Raw genomic sequence first — 4,167 nt, 5'->3', positions numbered from 1 at the left:
GACCAGGCCCTGCCGGAGGAGGCCGCCGATCTGGCGGCGGCCGAACGCGCCGCGGCCGAAGCGGGGGTGCGGGTGAGCGAGGTCGCCGCGCAGGGCAGAACTCCGGTGGAACGCCTGGCCGGTTTGATCGCTCTAACGGATTACGCCAGTCTGTATCTCGCAGTGGCTTATGCCGTGGAACCCCTAACAAATACTCTGGTCGTGCGATAGCGACTCTCACGACCGTTCTGGAGGAGATCGATGCCCGGTCCCGAATCGCTGCAACCGAGCGACCCCACCTCGTTCGGTGAGTACAGCGTGATTGGACGCCTGGGGCGCGGGGGCCAGGGAATCGTCTACCTTGCTCGCGACTCCGAGGGACAGAAATACGCGGTCAAGGTGCTCAACGAGCAGTGGTCGCAAGACACTGACCTGCGTAAACGCTTCGAGAAGGAGGTCCGGGCCGCACAGAAGGTGGCCTCCTTCTGCACCGCCGCGATCCACGAGGCCAACCTCGACGCCGACCCCCCGTACGTGGTCAGCGAGTACGTCGAGGGGCCCGACCTGCAAGAAGCAGTGTCCAAGGAGGGGCCGCGCAAGGGAGCGGCCCTGCAACGCCTGGCCGTGTCGACCGCGACCGCGCTGGTGGCCATCCACCAGGCGGGTATCGTGCACCGCGACTTCAAACCCGGGAACGTGCTGCTGGGCCGGGACGGCCCCCGGGTGATCGACTTCGGTATCGCCCGGGTCACCGACAGCACCGCGACCGTCACCAACTCGATCGTCGGCACCCCGTCCTACATGGCGCCCGAGCAGATCGCGGGCAAGAACATCACCGACAAGGTCGACGTGTTCGCCTGGGGCTGCGTCATGGCCTTCGCCTCCACCGGCAACGCGCCCTTCGGCTCCGACAGCGTTCCGGCGGTGGTGCACCGGGTGGTCAGCGCTCCTCCGGACATCAGCGAGGTGCCCGAACCGCTGCGGACGATCGTCGCCGACTGCCTCAACAAGGACCCCGACCAGCGGCCCACCGCCAAGCAGTTGCTCATGCGGCTGCTCGGCCACGACGCCGAGGACGAGGAGAAGGTCCCCACCTCGCAGGCGGTCGCCGAGGGCGAGAAGCAGGCGATCGCACCGGTGGCGCCCAGCGGCCCGCAGCGCCCGCTCTACCCGAACCACCCGCCGACCCCGAGCGGCCCGCAGACGCCCTTCCCCGGCCCGCCCGCACCCCCGCACACCGGGCCCCAGCAGCCCACCACCGGGTACAACCGCCCGGCGCCGCCGATGCCCAACCCCAACGTGACCGGGGCCGTACACCCGAACATGACGGCGGGCCTGCCGCCCACCATGTCGCAGCGCCCCCCGATCGGGGGCCAGGGCTACACCCCCGTGCAGCCGCAGAGCCAGCAGTCCGACGACCCGGTGCTGGCGCAGGGCTGGGTGCTGCCCGCCGTGATCGTCGTCATCATCGTGCTGCTGCTGATCCTGCTGCTGATGGCGGTCGCCCAGTGACCTGACGGAGGCAGCGGCCGGTTCCGGCCGGGGGCGCGCCCCCCGGCCGTTCCGCTCACGCCATCACCGAGGTGAGGCGGCTGACCGCGTAGGAGACCGCCTCGTCGGCCAGGGCCGCCACTTCGGGCCACCGCTCGTCGACGCTGTCAGATGAGAGAAGCGTCACACAGTCGGTCGGGGCCGGATCCAGCGCCTCCTCCACGCCGCGGGGGGAGACCACCAGGGCGTCGGCGGTCACCGCGAGCACGCCCGTCGCGGGGGAGCCGACCTCCTGCACGGTGAGCAGCAGCCGCAGCGTGCTGTCGGTGCAGTGGGCCTCCAGGCAGACCCACCAGGACGGGCCGCCCCGGGCGAGCAGGGCGCGGTCGGCGGCCAGGTCCATCCGGGCCCGGTGCTCGCCCACGTCGGCGGAGTCCCCGGAGGTCACCAGCACCCTGCTGGCCGGGTCGAGCTCCCGCAGCACCATCGACAGCGCGGGGGCGCGTCCGCGCAGGTGCTCCAGCAGCCTCCGGTAGACGGAGCGGGCCAGCGCCGAGCCGTACTCGGCGGAGTCCCCGTCCTCCGGCGCCGTCCAGCTCAGCTCCCCGCGCATGACGGCCACCTGGAGCTCGGTGAAGAGGCGGGCCAGTTCGACGAGCCGCTCCTGCGGCTGCGGGGCGCGCTCCCGGGACAGCCCCACCAGCACCGGACGGTGGTCGGCGATCAGCGGCGGGTGGTTGGCGCGCAGCAGCGCCAGCGAGGCCATCGCCCACGGCAGCGGATCGGTCCCCGGGGGAGCCTCCCTGCCGCCGGCCTCCAGCAGCGCCTGTTCGGTGCACAGGTAGACCAGGGCGGCGCGGACCACCGGGTGGGTCCACACCGTCGTGGCCTCGACCAGGCAGCCCGCCAGGCGGTCGCCCAGGCCGGGCGAGGACAGCCCGGTGAGGGAGCGGGCGGCCTCGGCGAGGGAGGAGGGGGTCAGACCGTCCCCGGTCCGGCACGCCTCGACCAGGGAGGTGAGCGTCTGCTCCTCCTCGTCCAGCCGCTCCCGTGCCGTCTGGTCCAGGGAGTCGTCGCTGTGGAAGCCGTGGTTCACCAGCCGTTCGGCGGTGCGCGGGGGGAGTCTGAGGTCCTCCCGCAGGGTGTGCAGTTCCAGGATGTGCCGTCGGATCATGCGGATCCGGTGGGCGGTCCACTGGTGATGGGGGCGTCGTCTCTGGTTGTCGGTCCACACTTCGCGCAGCCGGTCCAGGTCGACGAGCCGGACGCGGAGGTCGTGCGGAAGGCGGTCCGGGGCCGTGTCGAGGCCGTGTAGCGAACTCACATGACACACCGTTACCCACTGAGAACCGGCAAAACCTTACCTATGGGGGCCGATCGGTTGCGGTACGGAGAAATTCCTGCAAACGGGGAACGTGTCGCCGTGGACCGTGGTCTGCTGGGACCGGTGGCCGGGAGAGGCGTACCGGGCTGTCCGCCGGTTCACCCAGCGTCCGCCTCCCCTGCGACTCGTAGACTTCAGAGCGCATCCTTCAGGACTGGAGTTAAGACGCATGGCATTCGACTTCAAGGTCGCCGACCTCTCCCTGGCCGAGTTCGGCCGCAAGGAGATCCGCCTCGCCGAGCACGAGATGCCCGGACTCATGGCCACCCGCGCGGAGTTCGGGCCCTCGCAGCCGCTCAGAGGCGCCAGAATCATGGGCTCGCTGCACATGACCGTCCAGACCGCGGTCCTGATCGAGACCCTGGTGGCGTTGGGCGCCGAGGTGCGATGGGTCAGTTGCAACATCTTCTCCACCCAGGACCACGCCGCAGCGGCCGTCGTCGTCGGCCCCGACGGCACGCCCGACGACCCCCGCGGGGTGCCGGTCTTCGCCTGGAAGGGTGAGACGCTCGAAGAGTACTGGTGGTGCACCGAGCAGGCGCTCACCTGGCCCGACGGCGAGGGCCCCAACATGATCCTGGACGACGGCGGCGACGCCACGATGCTCGTCCACCGTGGCGTCCAGTACGAGAAGGCGGGCGCGGTCCCCGACCCCTCCACCGCCGAGAGCGAGGAGTTCCGCGTCGTCCTGGAACTGCTGCGGCGCAGCCTCGCCGAGAACCCCGGCAAGTGGACGAAGATCGCCTCCCAGATCAAGGGGGTGACCGAGGAGACCACCACCGGCGTGCACCGCCTCTACGAGATGCAGCGCGACGGCTCCCTGCTCTTCCCGGCGATCAACGTCAACGACTCCGTCACCAAGAGCAAGTTCGACAACAAGTACGGCTGCCGCCACTCGCTGATCGACGGCATCAACCGCGCCACCGACGTGCTCATCGGCGGCAAGGTCGCGGTCGTGGCCGGATACGGCGACGTCGGCAAGGGCTGCGCGGACTCGCTGCGCGGCCAGGGCGCCCGCGTCGTCGTCACCGAGATCGACCCCATCTGCGCGCTACAGGCCGCGATGGACGGCTACCAGGTCACCACCCTCGACGAGGTGGTCGAGACCGCCGACATCTTCATCACCGCCACCGGCAACCGGGACGTCATCACCGCCGAGCACATGGCCCGCATGAAGCACCAGGCCATCGTCGGCAACATCGGCCACTTCGACAACGAGATCGACATGGCCGGCCTGGCCGCCATTCCCGGCATCGAGAAGATCGAGATCAAGCCGCAGGTGCACGAGTGGCGGTTTCCCCCCCGCCCCCCCC

4 protein-coding genes are annotated in these 4,167 nt (G+C 70.4%); 3 read left to right on the top strand and 1 reads right to left on the bottom strand.

Annotation, left to right across the window (positions count from 1 at the left end; all coding sequences use genetic code 11):
- On the top strand, positions 1-210 hold a 210-nt coding region (locus AC529_RS18745; RefSeq protein ID WP_332307083.1), incomplete at its 5' end, for an SIS domain-containing protein.
- A gap of 30 nt (positions 211-240) precedes the next feature.
- Positions 241-1,491, top strand: coding sequence for a serine/threonine-protein kinase (locus tag AC529_RS18740; protein ID WP_068758669.1), 1,251 nt, complete (start codon positions 241-243; stop codon positions 1,489-1,491).
- 55 nt (positions 1,492-1,546) lie between these two features.
- On the opposite strand, the gene AC529_RS18735 is transcribed toward AC529_RS18740, so the two are convergent.
- Positions 1,547-2,794 carry a hypothetical protein gene (locus AC529_RS18735; RefSeq protein WP_232306832.1) on the bottom strand — a complete coding sequence of 416 codons (1,248 nt, stop codon included), beginning with the start codon at positions 2,792-2,794 and terminating at the stop codon, positions 1,547-1,549.
- A 229-nt stretch (positions 2,795-3,023) separates the two neighbouring features.
- Between AC529_RS18735 and ahcY the strand changes: the two genes are divergently transcribed.
- Positions 3,024-4,167: adenosylhomocysteinase (gene ahcY, locus AC529_RS18730; RefSeq protein ID WP_083948463.1), on the top strand; the 1,144-nt coding region annotated here is incomplete at its 3' end.

The organism is Thermobifida cellulosilytica TB100, from assembly GCF_001517975.1.
Lineage (GTDB): Bacteria > Actinomycetota > Actinomycetes > Streptosporangiales > Streptosporangiaceae > Thermobifida > Thermobifida cellulosilytica.
The sequence above is the reverse complement of the archived record's forward strand: the minus strand, read 5'-3'. Positions and strand labels throughout refer to the sequence as shown.